The organism is Mesotoga sp. H07pep.5.4 (genome assembly GCF_003664935.1).
Taxonomy (GTDB): domain Bacteria; phylum Thermotogota; class Thermotogae; order Petrotogales; family Kosmotogaceae; genus Mesotoga; species Mesotoga prima.
Map to the genome: position 1 here is coordinate 1 of NZ_JFHM01000014.1, position 26,175 is coordinate 26,175.

Consider the following 26,175-nt stretch of genomic DNA (forward strand, 5'->3'; position numbering starts at 1 on the left):
CTTCTTGGCACACTACAACTTGGAACTTGCATCTTGCAACTGATCCTTTGCTCTTTCCAACCTCCGACCTCCGACCCCCAACCACGGTTTCTCCAAAACCAAGATCCCGAAACAAGTTCGGGATGACCCTGAACAGGAGACCCCAAACAGGAGCATTTTGGCGCAGGGTTTCAGGACAGGCTCAGTGGGATGACAACTGACGGTTATTGCGAAAAGGCTAGATTCCGTCATTCCGACAAAGCTCCTGGTCGGAATCTTGATGCTACTGCTTACGATTTCAACCAAGAACGAAGAACAGATCCTCGCTCTTGAACGAGCAACGGGTTCTCCTCGGTGAACGGAGAACGATTCAACGGTCAACCACTTTCTCTTGTTCTTTCGAACCTCCAACCACGGTTTCTCAAAAGACCTTAGATTCTTCATCTCAAAGAGAGGAAGCGAACTACAGTGTTTTCTGCCTTCAGCGCTCGGTCGAAGTTGCCTGTCAAGATATCATCGACGAATCTATCAATGCAACTGAATAACCGACCTATTATGTGTAGATTGAAACCAAGGCGAGTTTTTTTCTACAAAAATGGTCTTTCCTGCGTGAAGTTGTGATAAAATCACGATAGCAGACGGAGTCAAGATTGTACCAGATACCTGTGAACAGGAGGGGTGATTGTTATGTCAAGAACTGTATTGATGATCGCCGGTGTGGTAGTCCTGGTTATGGCTCTTCTAGCTTCATTCAACATCGGAACCGTTGTAGAACCCGCCTGGCACGTTGTATTAAAATGGATAGGCGGTGCCATTATGGTCCTTGTTGCTTATATGGACAAGGGCAAGAAGGCTAAGTCGGACTCTTAGTATTACAAGGCCCGGAGAATCCTCCGGGCCGTTTATTTGTGATATCTCGTTATGAATCCTTTCGTTTGAAGTTTCACTTTCTTATTTCAAGATCTTTCAGTATCTTTGGCGCTTCATGAAGCTCTGAATTTGGCACATCATAATGGTCGCCACGGCTGTCTTTCTCTTCAACGAAGAACTCCGGCATTACATTGTGCCTGCGAATCAAATTCTATTCTGACTCAACTTTGAGGCGCTATGACCGTTCTTTTTCTTTAAGCGGTTTGACTAGTTTTTTGATTTCGGGGGAGTCGACTCCTGACTTTTCGATTGCCGAGAGGATTTCTCCAGTAGCGGGATTAGATCTCTGACCGTCACCAAGATCAGGTACTCTGCTCAGTCTGTCTAGTTCTCTTTCGATTGTTTCAACGACTTTCATAAGAACAGATGTGGAGGTTGTTCGAAGAGAGTTAGAGATGATCTTCGCAGTTTCTGCTTTCAGAACGGGATTTATCAGCCACCCATTATCCAGGACGATCCTTACGCGGTCATCGTCAGAGCACGAAGGGTCTTCGGATACAGCATAAAGCAGTATACGCCACAGGATAGGGGCCCTGGATCGTCTCCACCATTCGTAATAGAAGTTCCTGTCTTTGTTGTCGGTTTTTATCAAGTGAAGGATCGTATCACGTACGAGATCTATATAGATATGAAGCCATTGCGGGTTCGATTCCGGCTCGCTCTCTTCGATGGTCTTTCTCGCGCTGCAAATGCTGTCGTACTCTCTTACCGAGCCGTTGATTACCGACATGTCTGTGACGGCCTTCATTAGCTGCGAGGTAAGAATCGAAAGGATGTCTTCATGTAGTATATCAAGGTTTGGTTCAATGATCTCGGACCAAAATTTCTTCAAGCAATCGGTTTTGACGAGAGGCTCAAGATCGTATTGCCTGTGAAAGAGGGAAAGCTTCGCCGGTTTTCCAGTCTGAGAAAGAGAGAAGAAGCTCTGTATGGCCTTCGTGATTATCCATGGGTTTGTGGTGACATCGACCTTCTTCAGGGCTTTCAGCATTGCGAGACATGGAGTTTCTCCTTTGTGCCAGTTGTTGAGGATCAGATTCAACCATTCTGCCTGACAGGTATCTGGAATCTCCAGATCACTGTCTGCCATTTGTTCCACGATCGAAGAGACCAGATATGGGTTCAAGGATGATCTTCTAGAGGCCAAGAAAGTCAGGTGTTCCTGGCTGCTGCTTACGAAAGCAGTTTTTACGAACCAGCGGGTTAGAGACTTTTCGATCTCTGTGAGCGGCTCTTCCTCGCGGAAGAGATTATCCAGCATCGCTTTCGAATCGAGCCATTCCACCCATGCGAAGCCCTCAGCGAAACGACAAAAGACCTCTGTGAGGTCTTCACGGTTGAGACAGTATGTTAGGTAACTGTCGACCTTCTGATCTATTCCGGGTTTCTTGCCGGCAATGCTTTTAATTCTGTCGGTATGGGTTTCAAGATCTGAACTGGCCAGGGAAGTCCAGTTTTCAAGAGCCTTCTGAAGTTCGTAATGAACTTTCTTCTTTTCGGGTGTTAGGGGATAGGAGACGGGAATCACATTGATCTCTTTCCACCTCTCGGCATCGCTCGCGCTGACAAGTGCGTATCTATTCGATTGCCTTATGTCCAGTCCTCTTGCCAGGTAATCGACTATGGTATCTCTGTGACTGTACCCTATGAAGAGAATAGTGTAATCCGATAGGTACAGATCCCTAAGAAAGTCCCTCGCCCAACCTTCGGTTAGGTAAGCTCTTCCGAAGTCCCTGTTCGTAACGACAAGCCATCTAGAATCCTGTTCCACGTTTCCGTGAAGATATACTATTCCCCTGAAGTCATCGCCCCTCGGTAGAGCGGGCGCTCTGAAGATATCGAAGCCATCGTATCTCCCTCCATAATTCTTCAAGACGGTTAGAAAGTGAGCGTCGTAATTTGTCGTTACGATTTTGAGGTCCCGGGCGCTCTTGAATAGAAGAGGAATAAGGTTGTGAAGCTGCGACGGTCTAGAGGTTTCTCTACTCATAATCTGTTTTACAATTTCGTGGACGCCCTGTCCGCCATTCTTGGAGTTTAGACTGCCGAGAAAGACGTCCGGAGGTTGGACTCGCTGCTGTTTGACGTAGTATTTTTGGCCGTAGCTTTTCGCGACGGCTTTTGCGAGGTCGACAAAACCGGGTATGTTTGACGGAGAGGCCATTGAAACGCCGGCACCCGCGAAGACTACCAGCCTTTCTTCCTCTTGCGCCCTTATTAGTTCTGTCGGAATATCTACATGGTCTGTTAAGAGCATTATTCCTCCCACCGTTTATCTTTCTAAAATCTTCATTCACAAATTGGGACACCTGTATAGAGAGCGTCCTTGATGCAATGATACTCCATTGCCGCACCCTGTGTCGGGGAAGATGCTTAATCGAAGAGGCTTTACCTAGAGAGAAAAACCGAATCTGGCGTCTTTCATGCCTGTCTTGAACGGTGGGAAAATGCGTAATTCTCACGCCGTTTTCTTCGTATGTAACTCTGCCCACCTTCGTGTAGGGAAATTCCTTTGCGAACAAATGGGATCAAGATTTGGTTTGCCTGATGACTGTGAAACAAGCTTCAGGTGACATCCTGAACATCAGTTATTGATTTACCCAGTGATTTGTCGAGAAGACTTTCAAGCGGAGATTACCTGAAAGCCTTTCTTCGGTGCCTTGTCAAGACGCTCTTTTCAAATGTCTCGCAGTAGTTCTAGAAGCCACTTGTTTCGCATACATGACTTACTTTTGCTTTCCATTAAGTGATTAGGCATCTCGAATATTCAGAATCTACTGTGGAAAAAACTGCACTCTAGAATTCTCTATGGATAGTAATAGGGTCAAATTCTTTCAGGAGGTAAGTATTATGAAGAAAGCACTGCTACTTTTCTCGCTTGTGGTTCTCTTTGCTTTAACGGCTCTTGCGGGTCCAAAGTATGTTTTCCTGTTTATTGGCGATGGCATGGCTCTTCCGCAGATCAACGCAGCACAACTGTTTCTAAGTTCATCATTTGAGGATGCGGTAACTCCTAAGCTAAACATGCTTAGGTTTCCAGTCCAGGGTATGACGACAACCTACTCCTCAAACTCCTTCATAACCGACTCAGCCTCGGCCGGTACTGCGATAGCAACAGGAAGGAAGACAAATGATGGCGTTATTAGCATGGATCCAACACTTACTGAATCCTACCAAACGGTTGCAGAATTTGCCAAAAGCAGGGGCATGAAAGTCGGGATCATTTCAAGCGTCTCCATCGACCATGCCACGCCGGCAGTTTTTTACGCTCATGAGAAATCAAGAAACAATTACTACTCAATTGGGCTTCAGGCAGTAACAAGTAATTACGACCTCTTCGGTGGCGGAAGTTTCAACAGGCCTGACAACAAAGGTAAAGACAGAAATCTCTTTGAGATAGCTGTAGAAAATGGATTCACGGTTGTAAGAACTCAGGAAGAGTTCGAATCACTTGAATCAGTTGAAGGAAAGGTCATTATCACAAACGAAGTAATTCCTGGCAGCGGAGCGATGGCTTACGAAATCGATAGAGAGAACGAATTCTCTCTGGCAGATATTACTGCAAAAGCAATACAGCTTCTCTCAAATGACAATGGCTTCTTCATAATGGTCGAGTCAGGCAAGATAGACTGGGCGTGCCACGCAAACGACGCAGCAGCCTCAGTTGGAGATACGATAGCTTTCGATAAGGCAATAGCGGAAGCAATAAAGTTCTACAATGAACATCCGGAAGACACCCTTATTGTTGTTACCGGTGATCACGAAACGGGAGGACTCACACTAGGTTTTGCTGGAACAAAGTACGTTGCCAACGTTCCAACAATCGGAAATCAGAAGATGTCCTACGAGGCCTTCGATGCTCTCCTCTCTTCTGAAAAGGCTCTGGGCAAACTCAACACGTTCGAAGATCTTCTCGTTCTTGTTGAGGACAACTTTGGTCTTGTGACCACTGGCAAACCTCAGGGCATCCCTCTAAACGATACAGAGATTGAAAGACTTCGGGAAGCCTTCGGTTACTACGTGAATGGTAGCGTACCAAAGGATAGCAGAACATACATCCTCTACGGTGGTTACAATCCAGTTAGCGTAACACTCACTCATATTCTGAACGAAAAAGCCGGACTCGGTTGGACATCTTACTCGCATACCGGTGTTCCAGTTGCAACATTCGCCATGGGTGTTGGCCAAGAAATGTTCGCAGGTTTCTACGACAATACCGATATCGGCAAGAATCTCTTCAAACTCCTTGACTAATAGTATCGATAAATGTAGTGGCCAGTGCGCAGAAAAACGCACTGGTCTCTTGTTCTGATTGGAGATGAGAAAAGTGAGCATAAGTGGATCCAAAAAACGGTACGAGCTGCTCTTTGTATTGATCTTGGTGGCTGTGAACATTGTGCTCATCATCATGCCAAACAGGTATGATAAGAGTTCAAATTACAGCTACACAGTTGGAAAGATTGTTGAAGTAGACAATACCGAACTCAAGCAGTATGGACTGATAAAACAGGGGAGTCAGTATTTGACCGTTGAGATCAAACGCGGCGAACTGAAAGGTCAGGTTTTTGAAACAGACAACAACCTTATAGGTAAAATGGAACTTGATAAAGTACTCAGTGAAGGCGATACCGTCTATGTCGAATACTCAACCATCGGTGACGGATCAATCTACGTTAAGGTCGTAGATTTCTACCGTCTTGGTACTGAGATGCTTCTTTTCACGGTATTCGGAGTAATGCTTATACTCTTCGCGGGGTTCACCGGACTCAAAACACTACTCTCGTTCACCACGACGCTTCTGGTTCTGTGGAAAGTGATGATTCCGCTCTATTTACAAGGCTTCAATCCTGTACTGATAGCTTTCGCAATTGTTTCAGCACTCACTTTGGCAATCATCTTTCTTGTTGGAGGATTCACCCGTAAGGGATTTGTTGCCTTCCTTGGATCGATATCGGGAGTCTTGGTAACCCTGATTCTTTCTTTAAGCTTTTCAGACCCATTTTACATAAACGGTTCGGTGATGCCGTTTGCTGAAACACTTCTCTATTCAGGGTTTGCACACCTTGATCTGAACCAGCTCTTTCTAGCCAGCATTTTTATCGGGAGTTCAGGGGCAGTAATGGATATCGGTATGGATCTTTCTGCATCTATGCAAGAAGTGGTATTCAAAAACCCCGACATTACCACAAGAGAACTGATGTTTTCCGGATTTCGTGTGGGTAGGGCCGTGGTGGGCACAATGACGACCACTCTTCTTTTTGCTTACTCAGGTGGCTATCTGACTCTTCTCATGGCCTTCATGGCTCAGGGCGTGAATACATCAGCGATGCTGAACCTCAACTATTTTTCGTCAGAAGTACTCATAACTGTAGTCGGGAGTTTCGGACTGGTTCTTACCGCGCCTCTCACAGCCATAATCGGAGCCTTCGTATTCACCAGAAAAGGGAGCGAGCTTCTTATCACAGCGAACCAAGAAGCCGGACAAAGTGTGGGCAAGAAGGCTCGAGAACTTGGGTCCGCCATTAACGATTCCGTCGATTGAGGAATGACTGGTATGGCCCCTCTGGTAGAGCTTTTTGGCAAAGTGTTTGGTTGTTTACCATGGATATTTGACATTTCGGTATATATTATGCGGTAGACTAAGTATCCTTCTTGAATCAAGCCAGCTGAATTGCTTCTGAAGATGAATATCGGGAAAACGGCGTGAAGTTGTCCGAGTTCGACATCACATAGATAAGCAAAATGCAAGAGATCATTTCCCTGAAACGGTCATTGAGTTTGTGAAGATTGAGAGTGTGTCGAGGCCTTTAGCTGTATTTCGAATTAGGTTGGAGGTGCTTTAACGTTAAGCATGAAAAGGATTTCACGCTGTTTTCCTGTCAGTTATGTCGCCTTGGAATAGGAAGATAGGAAAAATCAAAACTTACGGAGGTGGTAAATATGAAAGCTATTTATCTAAAGAGGACATTTGTAACTACTTGGTTTCTTATTCTATTTGCAGCAGTTCTGTTCTCAGCTCCTTCCAAAGTAATGGTAGTTGGTTGGGACGGAGCTGTTCCTGAAATGGTAAAAGAATTCGCTGCTGAAGGGAGAATGCCAACTATTTCTTGGATGATGGAGAACGGAAACTTTGCTTATGAAGGTGGTCTTCCTGTTGTTGTAGCAAACACAAACGCTTCTTGGCCGTCTGTTATTACGGGGTCATTTCCGGGAACACACGGAATTACAAACAATAGTTTCCACTATTCTGGAACCCCGATTACTGCTAGTCAGTATGGCGGTCCCCATACTTTGCAGGCCGAGAGCTTTGCCGTTGTTGCTGAATTAGAGGGCTACAGAACAGCAGTTCTGGGAGGTCCTTGGGCAAGTTGGCCTGCAAACGACGCTGGCTTAACCGGACCAAATATGGGTTGGGGAAACTGGCATAGTAAGACCACTGTTATCAGTAACTACGATATCGAAGGAGCTGTTCTTTTTCCGTTTCTTTTCATGGACTATTACAAGGTGGAGTTAGTAGATGCTGAGATGCAGAAGATTCACCAAACCAGATTAAATAGCTATTCGCATCCTTTGACTTTTGCGATGAAGATTCCTACTTATCACGGAGAGGATTTTGTTAGCAACTTACTGATTGTGGATACGACAGACGATTCCATAGTTAATTATGATTTACTTGCTTCTGTTGATTCTGAATGGTCTAAAGTAACAGGAAGTATTCGTGTTGGAGAGTGGTTGCCTTTAGAAACAAGACTTCCTGGAGGAAAGAGAGCAGGCTTATATGTGAAACTTCTAAATTTAAGCGATGACGCGCAGCAACTAAGGTTGTTTGTGTCTGCAATGCAAAGCACTCAGATTTTCCCAGAGTGGCTAGATACGGAAATGGCAGAAGTCTTACCAATTCCAATCAACGCTGATAGAAATGCAATAATTGGGGGTTTTGTTGACGAAGAGACTTTCTTTGAATCTTGCTTAATGGAAATAGAATGGTACGAGAAAGCTTATCAGTATGTAATTGAAAGAACGAATCCCGATGTTGTATTCGCTTGGTTCTGGGAAATTGATGAGTTTGCTCATCGAATGTTCGGATTCCTTGATAAGGAATCTCCAGTCTACAGCGCAGAAGAATACCAACGTAGATACAATATGTTTAGAAAGGTTTATCAACAGTTAGATAAATCTACGGAAGCTCTTTGGAACAGTTTTGGCGGCCCAGAAGAGTCAAATCTTTTCATTGTTAGTGATCATGGATTTGTTTCTTACTGGAGAATTGCCAACATCAACGAAAGACTCGCCAGAGTAGGGTTATACAACTCTTCAGACCCATCTTCTAGTAAAGCTATAGCCTATTCTGCTGGAGCTGCTACACAGATTTATATTAACCTTATCGGTAGAGAACCTACAGGAGTGGTAAGCCCGGATGATTACGAAGCGGTTCAAAAAGAGATCATTGATGCGCTTAATTCGTGGATTGATGAGAATGGTGCAAAAGTAATTGCGAAAGCTTTCACTAAAGAGGAAACCAAAGATATTGATCTTGCAGGCAGATCATTCAGCTTATTCAATGAGAAAAGCACAGGGGATGTGTTAGCCTTTGCTGCTTCGCCCTATCAGTTCGATGCTGCAACTCCAGGGCAGATAGTTACAGATGCTGTACCTTACTTCACTGGCCAGCACGGCTATTTGTTCGGAACTGTTCCTGAAATGAGAGGAAATATAAGGACTTTGTTTGCTGTTGGTGGAGCCTTAATAAAACCACAGGTTGGACTACCCGATACTGTATCTTTGGTAGATATTGCTCCAACTATGGCTGCTATTCTTGGAATAAGAGAACCGGCAACTGCAGATGGCTTAGCATTAACAGAGATTCTTTATGAGAAAGAATTAGTAGGAATCTCTGATTAATTTTCTTGTAAGAGTATCAGAACTGATGTTGCGCCAAAAATCGTTTTAAGAAGATCAATCTTATGAGAATTAAGCTTGGTGTCGTATTGTTTCTAACAGTCATGCTAGGTTTTTCGGGATTATTGATCGGAACAGAACCTCTAAAGATTGCCTTATTGCTGCATGGAAATTTGGGCGACATCTCATTCTTTGATATGCAGCGTCAGGTATAAAAAATGGCACAAGAAGAGCTTGGAATTACGGCCCGGATAGTGAAAATGGGTAATGACGTTAGTGCTCATAAACCCGTTCTTGAAGATTTTGCTGATCTGGATTACGGCGTAATAATTGTTGATGCCTGGCAAATGGCTCCCCATATTGAAGAAATTGCGCCTCAATGTCCTTAAAGCGATTTTTCATCTTCGATAGTTCGGTGAAATAGTCTCTTGGAAATCTAGATAAAGTATATGCAGTTACTTACGAACAAAAACAATGAAGGGTCATTCCTTGCAGGGCTCTTGCTGCTGTGTTAACAAAAATTTGGACATGCTAAATGCTAACGAAGAAAAGATGATTGGATTCTTAGATGGAATAGGCAGTTCAGTAATAAACGACTTCTTGGTAGGTTTTATAGAAAGAACACTGTATGAAGATCCGGAAATAAAAGTCGCAATTTCCTACATAGGGGATCTATTCGATGCTGCAAAAGGTTAAGAAATGGCGCTTGCACAATACAACATACAATAGGGGAGTTGATATCGCATTTAATGTTGCTAATCAAGAGGTCTTGGACAACTTAATACAGCTAAACAAGCAGAAAAATACACATTTGGTTTTGACCAAGCTACGCTTTTCGCAGAAACTGATCCTGCAAAATCCGAATAAACCTTGACGTTCATGATGAAGAGGGTTGATAACTCACTTTTTAGAGACTTGTCTCTTTATCTTGAAGGCAAACATGAATATGGCGAAACCGAACATCTGGGTCTTAAAAAAGGCGCAGTGGGACTTGCAGAAAACGAATTCTTCCTTGAGAATGTTCCAGAGGAATTCATCGAGAAATTTAAGGTTATCAAAGACAAGACAATTAATGGAGAGATTGTTGTGAAAAGTGGTCTAATGGTGGAAAGCAATGAATTCCAGGAGCTAAGAGATTCTGTGTGAGACCTTAACAAATTTGTGCTACAAGTACAAATGTCTTTTAGGAGCGTAATAACGCGAAAGGTCGCGCTGACTTCTTTGGAGGCTAACGTGAGTCAGCCGATTCTAGAAATGATGAAAATTATTATAACCTATCCGAACGGTGTTATCTCTAATAATAAAGCTAACCTCTGCGTTAATAGGGGCGAAATAGACTCTATTGTTAAGGAAAATGGCGCAGTTAAGACTACCCTGATGAAAATACTGTTTGGTCTGGAAACAGCAGTGTCTGGCGAAAAGACAGGTCTTCAGTTGTAGTAAAACGAAGGAAAAGGACGCGCCTCAGAATAAGAGCGGAGCTCGAACCTTGCGCAGTAGCGCTTTAAGACATCATTTTTCTTTGAAGCTTCCTGAGAGCCGCTGCTTCGATCCGCTGGCAATTCTGGACAGGTGCTCTTGGCTTATAGTAAGAACAGTTGATCGTCGAAATAGATCATATTTTGCTGGCCCCACCCCAGATACAGATTCACAAATGAAGTCAAACTTTTGATTGATAATTAAAGAGACTATTCATACCAAGATTACAAGCTCCTTGAAGGAAAATCCGTTGTCCTTATTGAATTAACAAGGCACGTCATTTTAATTACATTAAGAATATTTAAGCAGTATTAATTGAAAATATATGTATAAATTCCCTAACTGGCTTAATTCAAGTTTTACCTGGTAACTTTTCAGGTTATCTCTCCAATCAGAAGCCTTCTCAAAATAGTGGTCGACAAATTTATTTTTCAAGTGATTTAGCTTGGGGTGTTTTCAGATGCTAATCAAAGGATAAGTATTACAAGAAGCACAATTCATCGAAACGCAATGATTTAAAATGACGATAAAATGTGGTTGTTCAAAGAGACAAAAGTTGAATGTATTTTCTCTCTCTAATGCTACACTGAAGTCAAGAAATTAAATACGCCACTCTCCTTCACTCACTCAGCGCTTCATTTCATGTTGTGGCTCCTTGCAGTTATTTGAAAGGTTATTGGAAATCACATATTGGGTTTGTGTAAGATTACCGATTGTCGTTCATGGAGGAGGCATGAGAATGAAGAAAACTTGCGTGTATGCTGTGGTGTTGCTGCTTCTTATAATGATTACCGGTTGTCCGGCATTTTGGAAGGCAGCCGATGCCACTTTGAAGAAGCTTATGTACAACGAAGTTGAAGTTCCCGAATTCAGTGCGAAGAAGACCTCGTATTCGGTTGTACTTCCGGCGGGCACTACGGAACCGCCCACTGTTACGGCCATTCCTGCAGTTGAGGGGGTAAACATAGTTATAACCGACGCCGAGACGCTTCCCGGCACTGCAACGGTTCTTGTCACTTCTCTTAATGGAAAGGCAAGTCTAACTTACAGTATCTTCTTTACAATGAAGGTAGCGATTTCGATTGTGGCCGATCCTCCTGATGGAGGAGAATTCAGCGGAGACGGAGAATACATCTACGGGGATCTCGTAACTATAGTGGCCACACCATCCATTCATCACACTTTCAGTGGATGGTATCTTGAGCCTGAAGAAGAGAGTTTTGAGGAGAGCGGTGACGACCCAATATACACCGATCCGGTCGCCACTTTCCCGGCTTTAAAGGATGTAAGTCTTTTGGCAGGATTCAATCCAATGGAATACACCTTCAATCTTGTGCCTGTTCCTCCTGAAGGTGGGGAAGTGGCCGGCGGAGGCGCTGTGAATTATGGTGACTCTGTAGGTTTGAGCGCGCTGTCTAATGAAGGCTATGGCTTTGCGGGATGGTGGATAGACGGCTATATGTTCAGTGATCAGGCCGCTGATCTGGTTAGTACAGTGGAAATTCTCAGTCATACGGCATGCATTACCTGTACGGAATACACCATCGAGGGGAGATTTGATCCTTCGGCCCCCCAGTGGCAATTAGACATTACTATTGAAGCTACTCCGGTTGATGGTGGTGAGACCTGGGGCGAGGGAGTTTATCCATACGGTAGTTATGTGACTGTCGGGGCTACGCCTTCAGAGCATTTCAATTTCGATGGGTGGTATGTCGGTGGGGAAGAGCTAAGCCAGGGCGCAACTTACACTTTCCCGGCAAATGACTACTACACTGAGGGCGTTACATACACCGCGCTCCCCTTAGTGGGCGCGTTTGTAGATATAATATACAGTTTCAATGCAGTTGCAGATCCCCCTGAAGGCGGAACGGTGAGCGGCGGAGGAACTGCCAAATACGGGGAGAGCGTTTTATTCATGGCCTCACCGAATGAGTCCTACACCTTTGATGGCTGGTACTACGGTGAAGAGAATATGAGCGGGTCGCCAAGCTTCACCCTTGACACCGCCAGCTTCCTGGATACCCATACGCTTCCCGTAACAAGCACAGAAAACATTTTCACTTTTACGGCGAAGTTCCAAACTCAGCCTCCACCAGAAGGATGGCTGTTCGTTACGATCGATGCTTCGCCGACTGGCAAGGGAGAGGTGAGCGGGGCCGGCAAATACTCATATGGCGAAGATGTCACGCTTGGAGCTACACCGATTGATTACTACGATTTCGGAGGCTGGTACACCGACGGGGAAATGTTGAGTGAGGATCTTCCATATACATTTAACACTTCCGAATGGCTGCCGACACAAGGTGTGACCGATACTCTTCCAATAGAAGCCTGGTTCCCGCCGATAGAGTATCAGTTCAACGCAGTTGCAGACCCCCCTGAAGGCGGAACGGTGAGCGGCGGAGGAACTGCCAAATACGGGGAGAGCGTTTTATTCATGGCCTCACCGAATGAGTCCTACACCTTTGATGGCTGGTACTACGGTGAAGAGAACATGAGCGGATCGCCAAGCTTCACCCTTGACACCGCCAGCTTCCTGGATACCCATACGCTTCCCGTAACAAGCACGGAAAACAGTTTCACTTTTACGGCGAAGTTTGACCTGGATGTACCCGATACAGTAACTGTGGACTTGAGAGCTGAACCACCGGAGGGTGGTCAAGTCAGCGGTGGAGGCGAATTTCCAAAGGGGTCGAGCACCATTATTAGCGCCGTTCCAAATTCTGGATATGAGTTTAGTGGCTGGTACTATGATCCATGTGGGACCCCTTTCAGTGATTCTCAGACTTTGACTCTAAGCAATTTGCAGTTTGATTTGGCTCTTTTTGCGTCTTTCCACAAGCCTTAAGAGATTGAAGCTTTCTTTTCGAGACATAGCTTTTTAGTTTACTTAATTTGAGTGCACTTAAGAAAAAGCCTGAGGTGCAAATCCTCAGGCTTCTATCTTTTCAACAAAACCGATTCTAAAACCGTCCGGATCTCTGATGACGAATTTAAGGATTCCATAGGGAGTCGTTTCGAGAGGAGTATCAATCTCAACAGAGTCTTTGATTCTATTCCACAGTTCCTCGACACCGGTTATTCGGAAGTTCAAGATGTCTGAATTCCTGTTTCTTTTCAATCCCGGAGTTTCGATTATCCCAAAACCTGCCGTTCCATCGAGTTTATATGACTGCCAGTTGGTCTGTTCGTAAAAAATATCCGGTTCGAACCCGAGGATCTCTTCGTAGAAGACTTTTGCTATCTCAAGAGAGCTAACAGATATAGTAGCAACTTGAATTTCCATTTAGGCCTCCCAACATTAATTTGTTTTAAGAAGAATAAGGCCGGCGATAAAACCTATCAAAGTCCGACTTTAGTCAAACTGAAAGACTCATTTCTACATCACTCTATAGTTCTGATCGATTCGGTTATGCTTAGAGACGTCACCTTTCTCGACGAAGCGAGCGTGGTCAGTATTCCTGCCCCTATCGCGCCGGCAACCGCTAGAACAATTCCGATCCATGGTATCGACCAGTTGAGATGACTCATCTCGGATCTCAAGAGCGAATAGACCGTGTAAGAGAGAATCGGGCCTAGAACGACAGACGATATGGCACTTATGAATCCGAAGATCAGGCCTTCGTAAGTAAGCATGGCCTTGAGTTGTTTTCCGGTCATGCCCACCGCTCTGAGTATTCCAAACTCTCTGCGACGCAGGATGATAGTAGTGTTCATGGTGTTTGTTATACCGCAGATGCCTATGAAGCCAACTATTGCAATAAGCCCGTACACTAGGGTTGAAAGTGTGCTGATCGCGTCTTCAGCCTCTTTCTTGTATTCACTGTATGAGATGAAGGTAGAGTTCCTGTATCTGTCAGCGATCTCTTCGATTGTTGATTCGAGAGCTTCAGCGTCGCTTCCCCTTCGAAGGTATATATCTACATACGAGTAGTGGTCCATGTAGTCCATCATGGTGAGATGAACATCGTCGCTCTCAGGCCTGAAAACCTCAATTATCTTCTCGCTGCATGCCGCAACAAGCATTCCGCCCTCGACCGTGTAGCCGACGACTGATGGCAGCTCCTGCACCACAGCGGCAACGACGAACTCCGAGGCGACGGGAACTTGTACCATAGACTCGTTCAGATAGTACGTCTTGAGCAAAACTCTGTCTCCTGCCTCGATTCCGTGCTTGTTGCTGTTTTCTATGTCGATAATGATTACCGGTTCGGAAGTTGCTCTCGTCAAATCTATCGATCCCGAAATGACTTTCGTCTTCATCAGCTCGATACCGAGATCGTTGTAAGCGAGGAGAGCCATGAACATTCCGCTATTATCAACTATTGTCGCGCGCATTCCAGCCTCAGGGGTGGAGAAGGTTGCGAATGACTTGTTATCAAGGTCGCGGTCTTCCCATTCGGTGAGCAGTCTTCCCGTAATGAACTTCGCAGCCGCTACTGTCTGTACATCTTCAAATGAGAGTATCTCTTCGATCGTTTCCTCATCGGGTCCGTCATCGTACATGCTTGCCACTCTTATTGAGAAATCCGACTTCACAACGCCCCGCGCAATTCTCTCAGTATCGAAGTTTGCGGCAAAGTACGAGAAGGCTATGAAAAGAGTTGCCGCCATCGTCATTGAAATGACAGAAATAATCGTCGTGCGAAGATTTCTCCTCATGTTTCTTTTCGCAAGTTTCAACGGGATCTTCTCTCCAAACGAACTTTGTCCTTTAACGATCCCTCTGACTTCGAAGTCAGAGGGTTCGACACCGTACTGTCTCATCGCCTCTACGGGTGAGACTTTCCCCGCCCTTAGTGCGGGAATAAGAGAAGATACGACTACCGACAGGAATCCGAGAATGGCTCCAAGTAAGAGTGATAGGGGTGAAATCATGGTTGCGAAGCCGCCTAGCCCCGTAAGCTGAGATCCCGCATAGAGCGCTATGGCGAAGGAGAGCAAAACGCCTGTCGCCAGTCCTAAGGGAATACCAACAAGACTTACGAGGATCGATTCTCGGAAGACGACCTTCCTTATCTGTGCGGGAGTGGCACCGGCCGCCCTGAGAAGCCCGAATTCACGTATTCTCTCGAGAACGGAAATCTGTACGGTGTTATAGATAGAGACCATTGAAGCGACTGCGACGAGCAGTCCCAGAACGACGGCCGGCCAGTTTACGGGAGATAGGTTCTCGAGAAAGTAGATCAACGAACCGTTGTAAGTTGTCTTATCTCTTATTTCGAGATCCGAGGCAACCTTAAGCGCTGCAGCTCTTATTCCGTTGTTTGGCGCATCAACGGTGAAGTAGGCGTTCTTCACCACTCTCGACTCTTCAGAAATCTCTGAAAACTCCTCAGGTGAAATTTCCACAAAGGCCTTTGACATCGCACTCTCCTGTATAGCCTTTGATACTATCCCTACTATTTCATAGGTACGTTTCTTGCCTCCAATATCAAGTGAGACCATTTGGCCGGTTTCCGGAGTGATTCCCAGAAGCTGCGCCGAAAATGAGTCTAACGCTATCTCTCCAGGTTTTTCCGGTAAACGGCCTTCTTCTATGCTCTTTCCTCTCAGGTTGAGCGTCAACTCATTTGCCTCTTCAACAAACAGAGAAGCCCTTTCTTCGGGAAATTCAATTGTTCCGGCTATTTTCTGAATACCCAGCTTTTCAATCAAAACATGTATCTTCAAGTCCATGAGCTCGGATTCACTTGTCTCTACTACTTTGCCATGGTATCTCCCCACAGAGTTCTCCATGCTCTGAAGCTGCGAAGCTTCGATGCTTTCGAAAGTGATCATGATTGCGGTTATGAAGGCTACGGCGAGGGCCACTCCCAGGAGTGTGTACAACGTTCTCCTAAGTCGTCTCGAAAGGTACTTTCTGCTTAGTTCTGTATAACGCTTCATACCTTCTGACCTCCCAAGGCCGAAGAAAAGACGTTGCCCACGTCTGCATTCGAGTAGTCCGAAACGATCTCGCCGTCCTCCAGAGTGATTATTCTGTCGGCTCTTTCTGCAATACCCTCTTCATGAGTCACTATTACGAGAGTCTGGTGGAATTTCCTCGCGCTTATTTTAAGCAGGTCCATGACTTCCTGGCTCGTCTTGCTGTCGAGATTTCCTGTCGGTTCGTCGGCAAAGGCGATAGCGGGTTTCGTTATGAGAGCCCTGGCTATGGCCACCCTCTGTTGCTGGCCGCCTGAAAGGGCAGACGGGAGGTGATCGATTCTGTCTTCCAGTTTCATAAGCCTTATGAGTTCGTTCAGATAGGGCTCATCTATTTTTCTTTCATCCAAGATCAGCGGGAGTTCAATGTTTTCCCTGGCAGTCAGGACGGGAATCAGGTTGAAAAACTGAAAGACAAACCCGATTCTTCTTCTTCTGAAGATCGAAAGCTGGGTATCCGTCATGCCGTAGAGATTCTTGCCGTCTATGTGGACGCTTCCCGCGGTAGGCCGATCAAGCCCCGCAAGCAGATGAAGGAGCGTACTCTTTCCCGAGCCACTAGGCCCGACTATCGCGATGAACTCGCCCTCCTCGACGGAAAGCTCCGCCCCTTTGAGCGCAGTGACTGCGTTCGCGCCAGATCCATATACTTTTCTCAGTCCAGTAGTTTTGAGTACTTCCATAATCCGCCTCCTTATTGTTTTCTTTTCAGAGTATAAGGAGTCTTTCTTATTCGTAGATGAAGGATAAGCTTAAGAAATCGCAAGGTTAAGCCCTCATTCTTCCCGTCTTACGGGGAGCTCTATTGTGAAAGTCGACCCTCTTTCTGTAGATGACGTCAGCTTTATGTCGCCCTGGTGTCTCTCAATAATCGCTTTAGCCAGCGATAGCCCGAGCCCTGAACCCTTTTTCGATCTACCGGCAGAACTGCCCCGGTAGAAACTCTGAAAGATCTTCGATGAATCTTCTTGCGAGACCCCGGGGCCTTCGTCCGAGACGCTTATATAGGCGTAGGTCTCGCTCCTTGAAATTGACACAGCTACCGAGCCGCCTTCAGAGGAGTAATCGATGGCGTTCTTGAGGAGATTGCCAATAGCCTGCGAAATCCACTTCTCATCACAGAAGACCATAGCCGACGATTCGGTATTAAGCCAAATCTCGACCTTCTTTCCGCGAGCTATCTCGATGTAGCTTCTCATTACATCTCTCGCCAGTTCTGCGAGATCTGCCTTTCTGAATTTAAATCTGATAGCGCCCGATTCTATCCTTGCTATGTTGAGAATGTCGCCGATGAGCCATTCCATTCTCTCGATATCTTCGCCGCTTCTACTCAGAAACTCTTCAATCTGTTCTCTTTCCATATTTTTTCCGTCTATCATTAGTTCATTCATCGTTTTTAGGGAGGCAAGGGGCGTCTTTAGTTCATGCGAGATGAAAGAGATGAAGGCCCTCATCCTGTCGCGCTCGGAATCAACGCTTTCCATGGTCTTTTCCAGTCTTCTGCTGAGAGCATTCAATTGTGCCGAGAGGATGGCCGTGTCCCCCTCGCCGTCGAAAATCGATTTACCATCGTATCTCCCGCTCATCAGGGCGTCCAATCTCAGCGATGTTTCTTTCAGAAAGTCGGACTGTTTTTTCGCTATGAGGGAAAGGAGTGAAACCCAGAGAAGAACAAGAGTTATAGAAGAGAGCGAAATTATCGTAACTATCCTGGAGCGGAAATTCTTGTAAGTAGATCCATAGCTTTCGGGAGGCGCTTCTGTGTATCCATAGGGCTTGAGAAGGTTCAGCGCAGCTTCGAAGTCTTCCTGCCAACTCTCAGAAAGCAGCCTCTGAAGGGTCTCATCCGAAAGACCACCCAGCGAAACCAGCCTTCCAATTAACGAGATCTCCCTTTCATACTGACGACTTCTCTGTTCCTGCAATGCAGACCATATGAGCAGCACGGCGATAATGACGACCGCGAGAGAGATCACAATGCCGGCAACTGAGGCCAGTCTATTGGCTTTTTCTCTGAAGAGGAATCTTAACATCTATTTCTCCCCATTCCACCTGTAACCCAGGCCTCTCAACGTTTCAATAAGCTTCGGCTTTGAGGGATCTTCCTCCACCTTCTCTCTGAGCTTTCGGATATGAACAGAGAGGGTGTTGTCATCAATAAATTCACCGTCTACATCCCATACCTTCTGAAGGAGCCGATCCCTTCCGAGGACAATACCTTCGTTCTCCATAAGAGTTCTGAGTATTTTGAACTCCGTTGGAGTGAGTATTATCTCTTTCCCGGATCTGTAAGCCCTCAGCTTAGAGGTGTCCAGTTCTACGGGGCCTGACTTGAGCGAATTGCCTTCCTCAACGGAACGCTTCTGGATTCTCCGTGCATTGGCTTTGATTCGCGATATGAGCTCCCTTAGTCTGAATGGTTTCGTTACGTAATCGTCCGCCCCGCTCTCGAGACCCATTACGATATTCACTTCCTCGTCCCTTGCAGTAAGGAAGATTATTGGCATCTCTGATCTTTCGCGTATCTTCTTGCAGAGTTCAAATCCGTTTCCGTCGGGGAGCATTACATCTAGGAGCGCCAGATCAAAGTCTCCGCTCTCTAGCATTTCGAGAGCATACGACACACTCCCGGCTAAGGTCGTTGCCCACCCCTCCTGCGTGAGCGCATAGCTTATGCCGTTCGCAAGGTTTTCGTCGTCTTCAACTAGCAGAATCCTGAGCAATCGCATCACCTCCGAATGGCCATGACCGGTCCTTGTAGATCCGGCGTTTCTATTATATATGGAATGTAAATGTATAGAAAAGCGCCGAGAAATATCGGCGGACGCAATGCCGACTCCATTGAGAAGTGATGCTGGGAAGAGCATCCCCGGAAGTGATGCGCCGAAAGATCCCGGCGGAAGTGATGCCCGGAGGATCATCCGGGGAAGTGAGGCTGCTTCGCAGGAGGGAAAAGGGAGCCAGTCTGCTGCGCTGGCCGGCCAAAAGGCGAGAATCATCGCCGCAAGTGAAGGCTTCGCCTTCGCCAGTGCCACCTCACGGGAGAAGAACCGCTGAACGCCTAAAGATCTGATTTACGCTTAAAAGGGGAGAACCCGCTGAACGCTACGAAGACAACGTTGTCCGTCAACGGTCCATCGTCCCCGCCGAGCGGTTAAGACCCAGATCCCGAAACAAGTTCGGGATGACATTATGAGGGTCTTCTTGAATGCGTTGCCGGATAATCTTTTTAGTTGCAGTGAGCCCGTGGATTGATTGTCGTTTCTGTTAACGAGACCCCGACCCTGTAATCGAAACCCCGTACTCGGCGTCATGCTGAACTTGTTTCCGCATCTCTATCCTAAGAACGCTGTACGCTTAAGAGTAAGAAGTTGCTGAGCGCTGTGAAAAAACGTCCTTGGTCCTTTGTCCCAAACCATGAACCCGTCCTTCGGAAAGACTGGTTCTTCGTTCCGACGCTGCGCGTCCAGGTTGTTCGTTCTTGGAACAGATCCCGGATCAAGTCCGGGATGACAGCGTATGGTTACTCCGAAAACGCCCAATTCCGTCATTCCGACAAAGCTCCTGGTAGGAATCTCGATGCTATTGCTTCACAACTCCCCCCGGCGAACAAAGAACCATCAAACGGAGAACCGGTTTGTTTTGATCTTCCGAGACCCGAGACCCGTTTTGCTGGGCTTTTTTACCTGCAACTTACAACTCACAACTTGCAACTGGTTTTTCGTCTTCCCTTCCAACCACTGACCTCTAACTTCGGTTTCTTTCGAAGCCCAGATCCTGAACAGGAGCACTTCAGTGACGAAATAAGTCTGTCTGATCAGTTACTTTAATTTGCTTGCTCTTTTTTTTGGTTTTTGCCTCCTGGCACGTAAGCGCCAGCATCACTTCCCCGGATGTCCTTCCGGGCACCACTTCCTCGCGCCAGCGAGCCTCACTTCCTGCCGGAGGCAGCATCACTTCTGATCTTGATGCCACCAACCCACTACTCCCTACCACGTTTCTTACAAGAAAACGTTCCTAATTCGAAGAAATCACGCCCGCAAATTCCTGAAGCTCATCCGGAGAGATCAAGTAGTAAATATCCTCGGATTTCATGACGAAGACTTTCGATCTTGCAGTCATGATGAAGGCCTTGGAGCCATTTCTGAGTCGGAACCAGCCCACTTTGTATAGACCTGTAGATGCTCCGTTGGTTCTTACCGTCGGCTCGAAGTCCCTCTCTTCAGTCCAGTCGATAATTCCAACGATTTCAGCCGAATCTATCGCTATCGTTTTCCTTCCGAAGGGAAGTGCATTCAGAACAACGTTTTCGCCGTCAAATTTCACGGCGTTTGTGAATGGAAATATCAGGAAGAGAAATATGAAGAAGACGAACAGACTGCCTGTGATTATTAGTGAAATAGTCTTCTGCCAGCCCTTTGTTTTGAATAGAGAGAAAATGAATATCGCCCCAACGAAAATAACGATTCCAATATTCAGCATGATCGCAGATGTGGGTAATGAAAACTTGAATACGATTGTCTCCATATCTTGCCTCCTCACAGGAAATTCGATTCAATTATTACATATTCGAGTTCTCCTGATCTTCATATGATTGTAGACATTATGACTTTGTGGCGGTTCGGACAGAGAGCTCTTTATCTGAAGGGTTCAAACTGCAAAACTTCTATCGTAACGCCGTTCGACCTCCATGAAGAAGCAATACCTGGTGTCTCTAGCCGTGATTATGGTATTGCTGCTTGGCGGATGTTTTTCATTTGACGACATGCTAGACGGAACGTGGAGTGGTGTTCTGAATGATTATTATGGGAACCACAATGTTGTTCTCATAGTGAACTCGAACAATACCGGATGGATATCTTTCGACAATGACCCGTACAACGTGGACATAGTAAGTAGAAGAGCCAACCGGAGTTTTGTCGGAGAATACGGTTGGTACGACTCCCACTGGGTTGAGAGAACGATTGAGGCCGAGTTGCAGAATTACGGTGGTGCACTGTGGATAGAGATATACGATGAATACGGCGATCTAATTGGCGATGGCTTCCTGTATAAATAGCGTTGTCCTTCTGGCTTAGATACGGCTGCCCCACCACAGCGAAAACCAATAGTATTCTTGAAAATATAACTCTCAGACTTTGGTCTGGGAGTTTTCTTTTGTATGGTAGATTCCGAATCCAAGTATTAATATTTCACCGGTTCTAGTCATGGCAAGCAAGTTTAATCAATGTAACTCAAACGAGCTTATCACTTTTTCTTTCCATTATTGCTTTGCAAATTTTAGATTTTAAAACGTGTTAATTTTCGAAGATCTCTTCATAAGCGAGTTATTGCAGATATCTGGAACCTGCCAGGATAATTCAATAGGAATGACATTGCTTGCGATTGTTCATTATTCGAAGGGCGAAGGTTTCTTCGAGTAGACATCTGGCATTTGCTCTGATTTCGAAGGTCTTTGTGATAGTATCTTGAAGGCATTTATTGTGTGACTATATTAACTATCTTCGATCGTTTTCTTCTATGCCAATAGGGTTATCCGAGAGCGATCTCGGAATGCTGGTTTCAAGAATTGTTTCGTGGTTTTTCACTTCCAGAAAGGTTATTAGAAAGTGAATCCAAGAGGAGATGGTTGTATGGAAGTTCAAAGTTCCAGGCTACTTAGAAAAGTGATTATTGGAGCCACTGGAAGCGCTCTCGCTCTCACATCTGCGCTTGCGGCCAACTATGAAGACACTATGCCGCTCGAAACCGTGAAGCCGGCCCCGAATCTGGAGGAGGTATTACCTCATCCGGAGCAGAGAGAAGAAGCAATGGCGAAGTTGGCCGAGTTTGAGAGCAGAACTGGGAAGCGGCCCAACATACTTGTGTATCTAATGGATGATGTCGGTTGGGGGGACCTTGGTGTTTATGGTGGAGGTGTCGCTGTAGGAGCGCCGACTCCAAACATGGATGCACTTGCAAGAGACGGACTCATGCTTACTTCTGCTTATTCGCAACCTTCTTCTTCACCAACCAGGGCGACTCTTCTTACGGGACAGCTCCCAGTCAGGCATGGAATACTAAGGCCAACGCTGTACAACGAGCCCGGAGGACTGACAAATGCAGTTACACTTGCCCAGTTGTTGAGCGATGCCGGCTACGTTACTCAAGCTGTTGGAAAATGGCACATGGGAGAGAATCCCGGTTCTCAGCCTCAAAACGTTGGATTTGATGACTTCTCAGGTTTCCTCAGTGTGTCGGACCTGTACACAGAGTGGCGGGATCCATACTTCTACCCCGAAATTGCCAACAGCGAGGAGAGAACCGAGATGATACGTGAGTGGGCTTTCGAGAAGTACTGGGTTCACGCAGAAAAGGGCGGCACCATCGAACAGGTTAAAGAGATAGATATCGAGGTATCTTCACATCTAGACGAGTACTGGAAAGACTACTCGATTGAATTTATTGAAAAGATGGCCGATAGCGACCAGCCCTTCTTCCTTTACCACTGCACGAGGGGAGCTCACTTTGACAACTATCCCAGAGACGAGTATGAGGGGTCGTCTCCGGCCAAGCAGGTTTACAAAGACACAATAGTCGAACTTGACGACATACTGGGTGAGCTGGTCGCAGCGCTCGAGAGAACTGGACAACTCGAGAACACACTGATTTTCATCGCGTCCGACAACGGCCCAGAGATGGAATCATGGCCGGACAGCGCTTATTCGCCGTTTAGAGGTGCGAAAGGTTCAACCTGGGAAGGTGGCGTCAGAGTACCCGCAATCTTCTACTGGAAGGGAATGATAGAACCTGGACGGGCCTCCGACGGCCTCTTCGACATTGCCGATATCTTCAATACATGCCTTACACTTGCGGGCGCAACCGATTCTATCCCTACAGACAGGTTTATCGACGGAGTAGACCAGACTTCATTCCTCCTAGCCGAGGAGGGACTCTCAAACAGGAAGTACATCTACTACTGGCTTATGAGCTACTTCTCTGCCGTAAGGGTAGCCGAGTACAAATACGTACAGTTTGCCGAATCGGATTCGGGAGAGGGAATCGTTAATCCCGGAGGCTTTACCGGTTACATAATGGCCTTCCCGTATTATCACCTGTACAATCTCTATCTGGATCCGAAGGAAGAACACAACGTCTCCATAAGAAAACTGGTTTTCACAGATCTCTTCTTGGAAGCCATGAAGAAACATATTGACACATTCCTTGAATATCCACCTGTAGTTGAAATCATTACGGGTCACTAGAACGAATAAGGAAATAGCTCGCATAGAGGGAGAGCAGTAAATGGCAGAGGGCGCAGTCGATAGGAGAACGAGGGAAAGTATAAATGCGTTTCACGTTATGGTCAAACCCACGGGAGCCCTATGCAATCTCGACTGCGCCTACTGCTTTTATTTGCATAAACAGGAGCTTATAAACAGCAGAAACGTTATAAGCGATGAGGTTCTGGAGAGGTTCATCTATGAATACATCAACTCACAGACAGTTCCGGAGATAGTCTTCACCTGGCAGGGAGGGGAGCCCACACTACTTGGAATCGATTTCTTCAAAAAGGTTGTCGATTACGAGAGGCTTTACTGTCCTCCGGGCAAGAAGATTGCCAACGATCTCCAGACAAACGGAACGCTGCTGGATGAAAAGTGGTGCTCGTTTCTCAAAGAAAACAACTTTCTCGTTGGAATAAGCATCGACAGCCCGGAGAGACTGCATAACGTCTACAGAAAGACCAGGAGTGGCGGCCCGACCTTCCAGAAGGTCTTCAATGCCATAAGGCTTTTGCACAAGTACGAAATTCCCTTCAATACCCTGACCGTGGTTAACAGAATAAACGCGAAGTATCCTGGAGAGGTGTATCGCTTTTTGAGGGATACAGCCGGCTCAACCAGAATGCAGTTCATCCCTATCGCAGAACCGAAGGTATTCAGAAGTTCGCCCACTACATTCATTCCCGAAGACAGTATGCCGATTACAGGATCTAGTGAAGCCCTGCCAGGTAAGCACGGTTCGCTCGTTGCGGACTGGTCGGTCGTTCCAGAAGACTACGGGAGTTTTCTCAACGGAGTTTTCGATATCTGGTACAGGGAGGATATTGGCAAAGTCTTTGTCTTCCTCTTTGAGTGTGCCCTTGCCCAGTGGCTCGGGATGGAGGCATCGTTGTGCATCTTCTCTGAAACTTGCGGAAAGGCACTTGCGCTGGAGGCCGATGGAAGTCTGTACTCCTGCGATCACTTTGTCTATCCCGAGCACAGGCTCGGAAACATTAAGGACCGGAGGTTGCTCGAAATGGTGACTTTGACATCACAGACTGTCTTCGGGGTTTCGAAAGCTGCCACACTGCCGGAATACTGCAACAAGTGCGAATACCTTTTCGCCTGTCACGGAGAATGCCCGAAGAACAGATTTGTCAAAACGCCAGACGGAGAACCGGGACTGAACTACCTTTGCTCCGGACTGAAAAAATACTTCTCCCATATAGATCCATACATGAAAAAGCTTGCCGAAGAGTATCGGTCGAGAAAGTGAGAGAGTCCGGAACTCATCTTACCGAAGTGTGTTCAGTGATTCAAGTAACTTGTCCAGGACTGAGTTCACCGTGTCTCTTTCCTTCTCCGAAATTGAATTAGCAGTCGGACCATAGCTCTCTCTAAGCACTGCCATGGACTTTTGAAATATCTCTCTTCCCTTTGCTGTTATTGAGACGATGTTTGCCCGCTTGTCTTCAGAGGACTGTTCTCTCGTTATGAGCTGCTTCTTCTCCAGTCCGACACATATCACCATGGTGTTCGTTGTGTCCGTTTCGAGATGTGAGGAGAGCTGCTTCTGGGTCATCTCTCCGCGGCTTGAAAGAACGAGCAGTGCGCCGAACTGTGGGTAGGTAATACCATGAGGTTCCAGGGCAAGCCGTGCATGTCTGCTGAGGTTTATGTGCAACGAAGCAATTTTCTCGAATAGGCTTCCAATCTTGTCATCGAAGATCATCGGACAACCTCAGAAACCTCTTCAGCAGCCTCTTGGTTGCTATAACAAGTCCTAGAGTAGCAAATGCAATCCCTGCAAGAATAATGGAGCTATACGGTGCAAAAGAGCAGACAGAATAGTAGCCGACGCAGTTTGGCTTTGAAGCTTCCCACGGGAAAAGCGTGACAATCGCTGGTACGAGCGGAGAAAGCGCCACAGCCAACAGGATGCGGTTGATCAGTTTTCTCATTTCCTCCGATTCCTCCTTCTCTTCCTTTCACAGGCAGGAAGCGACCCGAGTCTTTCGTGTTTTTCCCGGCATCTGTCGCATATACCGTGGAACTCGCACTTCGTTTCTCTGCATGAGCAGTCATTTATATCGGATTCACCTTCTTCATTCAACACCGATATTAATAATAATCATGATTACGATAATCAGTATTGAATGAGAAACAAAGAGTTTTTTGTGAGACACCAGTCGGTAGATAGACATGACCGCTAGAAGAAAGCACTTGAGGAAATAAGCAGACATGAGAAAACGTGGGCGACCCTTAGTTGAAAGAGTAGAAAAAATGGACTAGAATTTGGTTAAGTATTCACTTAATTGGATTGGAGAAAACATTTTTGTGAATCTCGAAATCAATGTATTGAAGGCACTTGCAGATAATACAAGGTACGAAATTATTAAGCTGCTTCTTCGGAGGGAGTTCTGCGTTAGAGCTCTTTCAAGAAGACTCGGTATTTCCGAGCCAGCCGTCTCTCAGCATCTTAAGGTGCTTCGGAGCGCGCATCTTGTCAAGGGTCATAAGAAAGGATATTTCACCCATTATTCTGTGGACAGAGGAAAGTTGAAGGAGTTGTCGAATCAACTTGCTGAGCTCTGTGAAGAATCTTCAGATACTCTTCTCTCTGACAGCATTGCAATTCTGCAGGAATCGATTAGCGGTAGTTTGGACTCCAGTGGGGAAAGCGGTTAGGTTTCTAGGATAAGTCTATAGGGAT

23 protein-coding genes are annotated in these 26,175 nt (G+C 46.2%); 14 read left to right on the top strand and 9 right to left on the bottom strand.

The window, feature by feature from the left end; translation table 11 throughout:
- The first annotated feature begins 666 nt into the window (after positions 1–666).
- Entirely contained in the window at positions 667–849 is a 183-nt protein-coding gene (locus Y696_RS08055; protein WP_099772474.1) for a hypothetical protein, read from the top strand.
- 235 nt (positions 850–1,084) lie between these two features.
- Here Y696_RS08055 and Y696_RS08060 read toward each other — a convergent pair whose 3' ends face one another.
- The gene (locus tag Y696_RS08060; protein WP_121510206.1) at positions 1,085–3,166 is read right to left on the bottom strand and encodes an SIR2 family protein; all 2,082 of its coding nucleotides are present in this window, start codon (positions 3,164–3,166) and stop codon (positions 1,085–1,087) included.
- A gap of 593 nt (positions 3,167–3,759) precedes the next feature.
- Between Y696_RS08060 and Y696_RS08065 the strand changes: the two genes are divergently transcribed.
- The 8 genes from Y696_RS08065 to Y696_RS08100 all read left to right on the top strand — a co-directional run bounded on the left by Y696_RS08065 (position 3,760) and on the right by Y696_RS08100 (position 13,135).
- Complete coding sequence (locus Y696_RS08065; protein WP_099772476.1) at positions 3,760–5,163, top strand: alkaline phosphatase; 1,404 nt, start codon at positions 3,760–3,762, stop codon at positions 5,161–5,163.
- 64 nt (positions 5,164–5,227) lie between these two features.
- A complete protein-coding gene (locus Y696_RS08070; protein ID WP_259459895.1) occupies positions 5,228–6,451 on the top strand; it encodes a YibE/F family protein in 1,224 nt (407 codons plus the stop codon).
- A 398-nt stretch (positions 6,452–6,849) separates the two neighbouring features.
- Entirely contained in the window at positions 6,850–8,811 is a 1,962-nt protein-coding gene (locus Y696_RS08075) for an alkaline phosphatase family protein (protein WP_121510208.1), read from the top strand.
- A 215-nt stretch (positions 8,812–9,026) separates the two neighbouring features.
- Positions 9,027–9,197 carry a hypothetical protein gene (locus Y696_RS14045; protein WP_183084198.1) on the top strand — a complete coding sequence of 57 codons (171 nt, stop codon included), beginning with the start codon at positions 9,027–9,029 and terminating at the stop codon, positions 9,195–9,197.
- Positions 9,198–9,360: 163 nt separating this feature from the next.
- A complete protein-coding gene (locus Y696_RS14050) occupies positions 9,361–9,504 on the top strand; it encodes a BMP family ABC transporter substrate-binding protein (RefSeq protein WP_183084199.1) in 144 nt (47 codons plus the stop codon).
- Between the two features lie 186 nt (positions 9,505–9,690).
- A complete protein-coding gene (locus tag Y696_RS08090) occupies positions 9,691–9,954 on the top strand; it encodes a hypothetical protein (protein WP_147431778.1) in 264 nt (87 codons plus the stop codon).
- 87 nt (positions 9,955–10,041) lie between these two features.
- The gene (locus Y696_RS08095) at positions 10,042–10,248 is read left to right on the top strand and encodes an ATP-binding cassette domain-containing protein (protein WP_121510212.1); all 207 of its coding nucleotides are present in this window, start codon (positions 10,042–10,044) and stop codon (positions 10,246–10,248) included.
- Between the two features lie 778 nt (positions 10,249–11,026).
- A complete protein-coding gene (locus tag Y696_RS08100; RefSeq protein ID WP_183084200.1) occupies positions 11,027–13,135 on the top strand; it encodes an InlB B-repeat-containing protein in 2,109 nt (702 codons plus the stop codon).
- An 84-nt stretch (positions 13,136–13,219) separates the two neighbouring features.
- Here Y696_RS08100 and Y696_RS08105 read toward each other — a convergent pair whose 3' ends face one another.
- From Y696_RS08105 to Y696_RS08125, 5 genes are all read right to left on the bottom strand, one after another.
- Positions 13,220–13,573, bottom strand: coding sequence for a VOC family protein (locus Y696_RS08105; RefSeq protein WP_121510214.1), 354 nt, complete (start codon positions 13,571–13,573; stop codon positions 13,220–13,222).
- Between the two features lie 98 nt (positions 13,574–13,671).
- A complete protein-coding gene (locus Y696_RS08110) occupies positions 13,672–16,176 on the bottom strand; it encodes an FtsX-like permease family protein (protein ID WP_121510215.1) in 2,505 nt (834 codons plus the stop codon).
- On the bottom strand, positions 16,173–16,898 hold the full coding sequence (locus Y696_RS08115) for an ABC transporter ATP-binding protein (RefSeq protein ID WP_121510216.1): 726 nt from the start codon (positions 16,896–16,898) through the stop codon (positions 16,173–16,175). The genes Y696_RS08110 and Y696_RS08115 overlap by 4 nt, the downstream gene beginning before the upstream one ends.
- 93 nt (positions 16,899–16,991) lie before the next feature.
- Positions 16,992–18,248: a sensor histidine kinase KdpD gene (locus Y696_RS08120; RefSeq protein ID WP_121510217.1), complete on the bottom strand. Its 1,257-nt coding sequence runs from the start codon at positions 18,246–18,248 to the stop codon at positions 16,992–16,994.
- Positions 18,249–18,938 (bottom strand): response regulator transcription factor, encoded by a 690-nt coding sequence (locus Y696_RS08125; protein ID WP_121510218.1) that lies wholly within the window; start codon positions 18,936–18,938, stop codon positions 18,249–18,251. It abuts the gene before it with no gap.
- A 106-nt stretch (positions 18,939–19,044) separates the two neighbouring features.
- Here Y696_RS08125 and Y696_RS08130 point away from each other — a divergent pair, with 106 nt between their 5' ends.
- Positions 19,045–19,272 carry a hypothetical protein gene (locus Y696_RS08130; protein WP_099772484.1) on the top strand — a complete coding sequence of 76 codons (228 nt, stop codon included), beginning with the start codon at positions 19,045–19,047 and terminating at the stop codon, positions 19,270–19,272.
- Positions 19,273–20,232: 960 nt separating this feature from the next.
- Here the strand turns inward: Y696_RS08130 and Y696_RS08145 are convergent.
- Positions 20,233–20,742, bottom strand: a complete 510-nt coding sequence (locus Y696_RS08145; RefSeq protein ID WP_121510219.1) for a PH domain-containing protein — start codon at positions 20,740–20,742, stop codon at positions 20,233–20,235.
- Positions 20,743–20,941: 199 nt separating this feature from the next.
- Between Y696_RS08145 and Y696_RS08150 the strand changes: the two genes are divergently transcribed.
- The 3 genes from Y696_RS08150 to Y696_RS08160 all read left to right on the top strand — a co-directional run bounded on the left by Y696_RS08150 (position 20,942) and on the right by Y696_RS08160 (position 24,738).
- Positions 20,942–21,274 carry a hypothetical protein gene (locus Y696_RS08150; RefSeq protein WP_259459904.1) on the top strand — a complete coding sequence of 111 codons (333 nt, stop codon included), beginning with the start codon at positions 20,942–20,944 and terminating at the stop codon, positions 21,272–21,274.
- 574 nt (positions 21,275–21,848) lie between these two features.
- The gene (locus Y696_RS08155; RefSeq protein WP_121510221.1) at positions 21,849–23,459 is read left to right on the top strand and encodes an arylsulfatase; all 1,611 of its coding nucleotides are present in this window, start codon (positions 21,849–21,851) and stop codon (positions 23,457–23,459) included.
- Between the two features lie 40 nt (positions 23,460–23,499).
- On the top strand, positions 23,500–24,738 hold the full coding sequence (locus tag Y696_RS08160) for an anaerobic sulfatase maturase (protein WP_121510222.1): 1,239 nt from the start codon (positions 23,500–23,502) through the stop codon (positions 24,736–24,738).
- 18 nt (positions 24,739–24,756) lie between these two features.
- On the opposite strand, the gene Y696_RS08165 is transcribed toward Y696_RS08160, so the two are convergent.
- Together Y696_RS08165 and Y696_RS08170 are read right to left on the bottom strand one after the other, a co-directional pair.
- A complete protein-coding gene (locus Y696_RS08165; protein WP_121510223.1) occupies positions 24,757–25,194 on the bottom strand; it encodes a MarR family winged helix-turn-helix transcriptional regulator in 438 nt (145 codons plus the stop codon).
- Positions 25,181–25,423, bottom strand: coding sequence for a hypothetical protein (locus tag Y696_RS08170; RefSeq protein ID WP_014731246.1), 243 nt, complete (start codon positions 25,421–25,423; stop codon positions 25,181–25,183). The genes Y696_RS08165 and Y696_RS08170 overlap by 14 nt, the downstream gene beginning before the upstream one ends.
- 376 nt (positions 25,424–25,799) lie before the next feature.
- Between Y696_RS08170 and Y696_RS08175 the strand changes: the two genes are divergently transcribed.
- Entirely contained in the window at positions 25,800–26,150 is a 351-nt protein-coding gene (locus tag Y696_RS08175) for a helix-turn-helix transcriptional regulator (protein ID WP_257212040.1), read from the top strand.
- Positions 26,151–26,175: the final 25 nt, after the last annotated feature.

Bases quoted from the DNA above. Each gene is read 5' to 3' on its own strand.
- Y696_RS08110 (WP_121510215.1), bottom strand. From the start codon at position 16,176: ATGAAGCGTTATACAGAACTAAGCAGAAAGTACCTTTCGAGACGACTT.
- Y696_RS08060 (WP_121510206.1), bottom strand. From the start codon at position 3,166: ATGCTCTTAACAGACCATGTAGATATTCCGACAGAACTAATAAGGGCG.
- Y696_RS08090 (WP_147431778.1), top strand. From the start codon at position 9,691: ATGAAGAGGGTTGATAACTCACTTTTTAGAGACTTGTCTCTTTATCTT.
- Y696_RS08170 (WP_014731246.1), bottom strand. From the start codon at position 25,423: ATGAGAAAACTGATCAACCGCATCCTGTTGGCTGTGGCGCTTTCTCCG.
- Y696_RS08065 (WP_099772476.1), top strand. From the start codon at position 3,760: ATGAAGAAAGCACTGCTACTTTTCTCGCTTGTGGTTCTCTTTGCTTTA.
- Y696_RS14045 (WP_183084198.1), top strand. From the start codon at position 9,027: ATGGCACAAGAAGAGCTTGGAATTACGGCCCGGATAGTGAAAATGGGT.
- Y696_RS08145 (WP_121510219.1), bottom strand. From the start codon at position 20,742: ATGGAGACAATCGTATTCAAGTTTTCATTACCCACATCTGCGATCATG.
- Y696_RS08105 (WP_121510214.1), bottom strand. From the start codon at position 13,573: ATGGAAATTCAAGTTGCTACTATATCTGTTAGCTCTCTTGAGATAGCA.
- Y696_RS08120 (WP_121510217.1), bottom strand. From the start codon at position 18,248: ATGTTAAGATTCCTCTTCAGAGAAAAAGCCAATAGACTGGCCTCAGTT.
- Y696_RS08150 (WP_259459904.1), top strand. From the start codon at position 20,942: ATGGTATTGCTGCTTGGCGGATGTTTTTCATTTGACGACATGCTAGAC.
- Y696_RS08070 (WP_259459895.1), top strand. From the start codon at position 5,228: ATGAGAAAAGTGAGCATAAGTGGATCCAAAAAACGGTACGAGCTGCTC.
- Y696_RS08075 (WP_121510208.1), top strand. From the start codon at position 6,850: ATGAAAGCTATTTATCTAAAGAGGACATTTGTAACTACTTGGTTTCTT.
- Y696_RS08160 (WP_121510222.1), top strand. From the start codon at position 23,500: ATGGCAGAGGGCGCAGTCGATAGGAGAACGAGGGAAAGTATAAATGCG.
- Y696_RS08100 (WP_183084200.1), top strand. From the start codon at position 11,027: ATGAAGAAAACTTGCGTGTATGCTGTGGTGTTGCTGCTTCTTATAATG.
- Y696_RS14050 (WP_183084199.1), top strand. From the start codon at position 9,361: ATGATTGGATTCTTAGATGGAATAGGCAGTTCAGTAATAAACGACTTC.
- Y696_RS08115 (WP_121510216.1), bottom strand. From the start codon at position 16,898: ATGGAAGTACTCAAAACTACTGGACTGAGAAAAGTATATGGATCTGGC.
- Y696_RS08155 (WP_121510221.1), top strand. From the start codon at position 21,849: ATGGAAGTTCAAAGTTCCAGGCTACTTAGAAAAGTGATTATTGGAGCC.
- Y696_RS08130 (WP_099772484.1), top strand. From the start codon at position 19,045: ATGCCGACTCCATTGAGAAGTGATGCTGGGAAGAGCATCCCCGGAAGT.
- Y696_RS08055 (WP_099772474.1), top strand. From the start codon at position 667: ATGTCAAGAACTGTATTGATGATCGCCGGTGTGGTAGTCCTGGTTATG.
- Y696_RS08165 (WP_121510223.1), bottom strand. From the start codon at position 25,194: ATGATCTTCGATGACAAGATTGGAAGCCTATTCGAGAAAATTGCTTCG.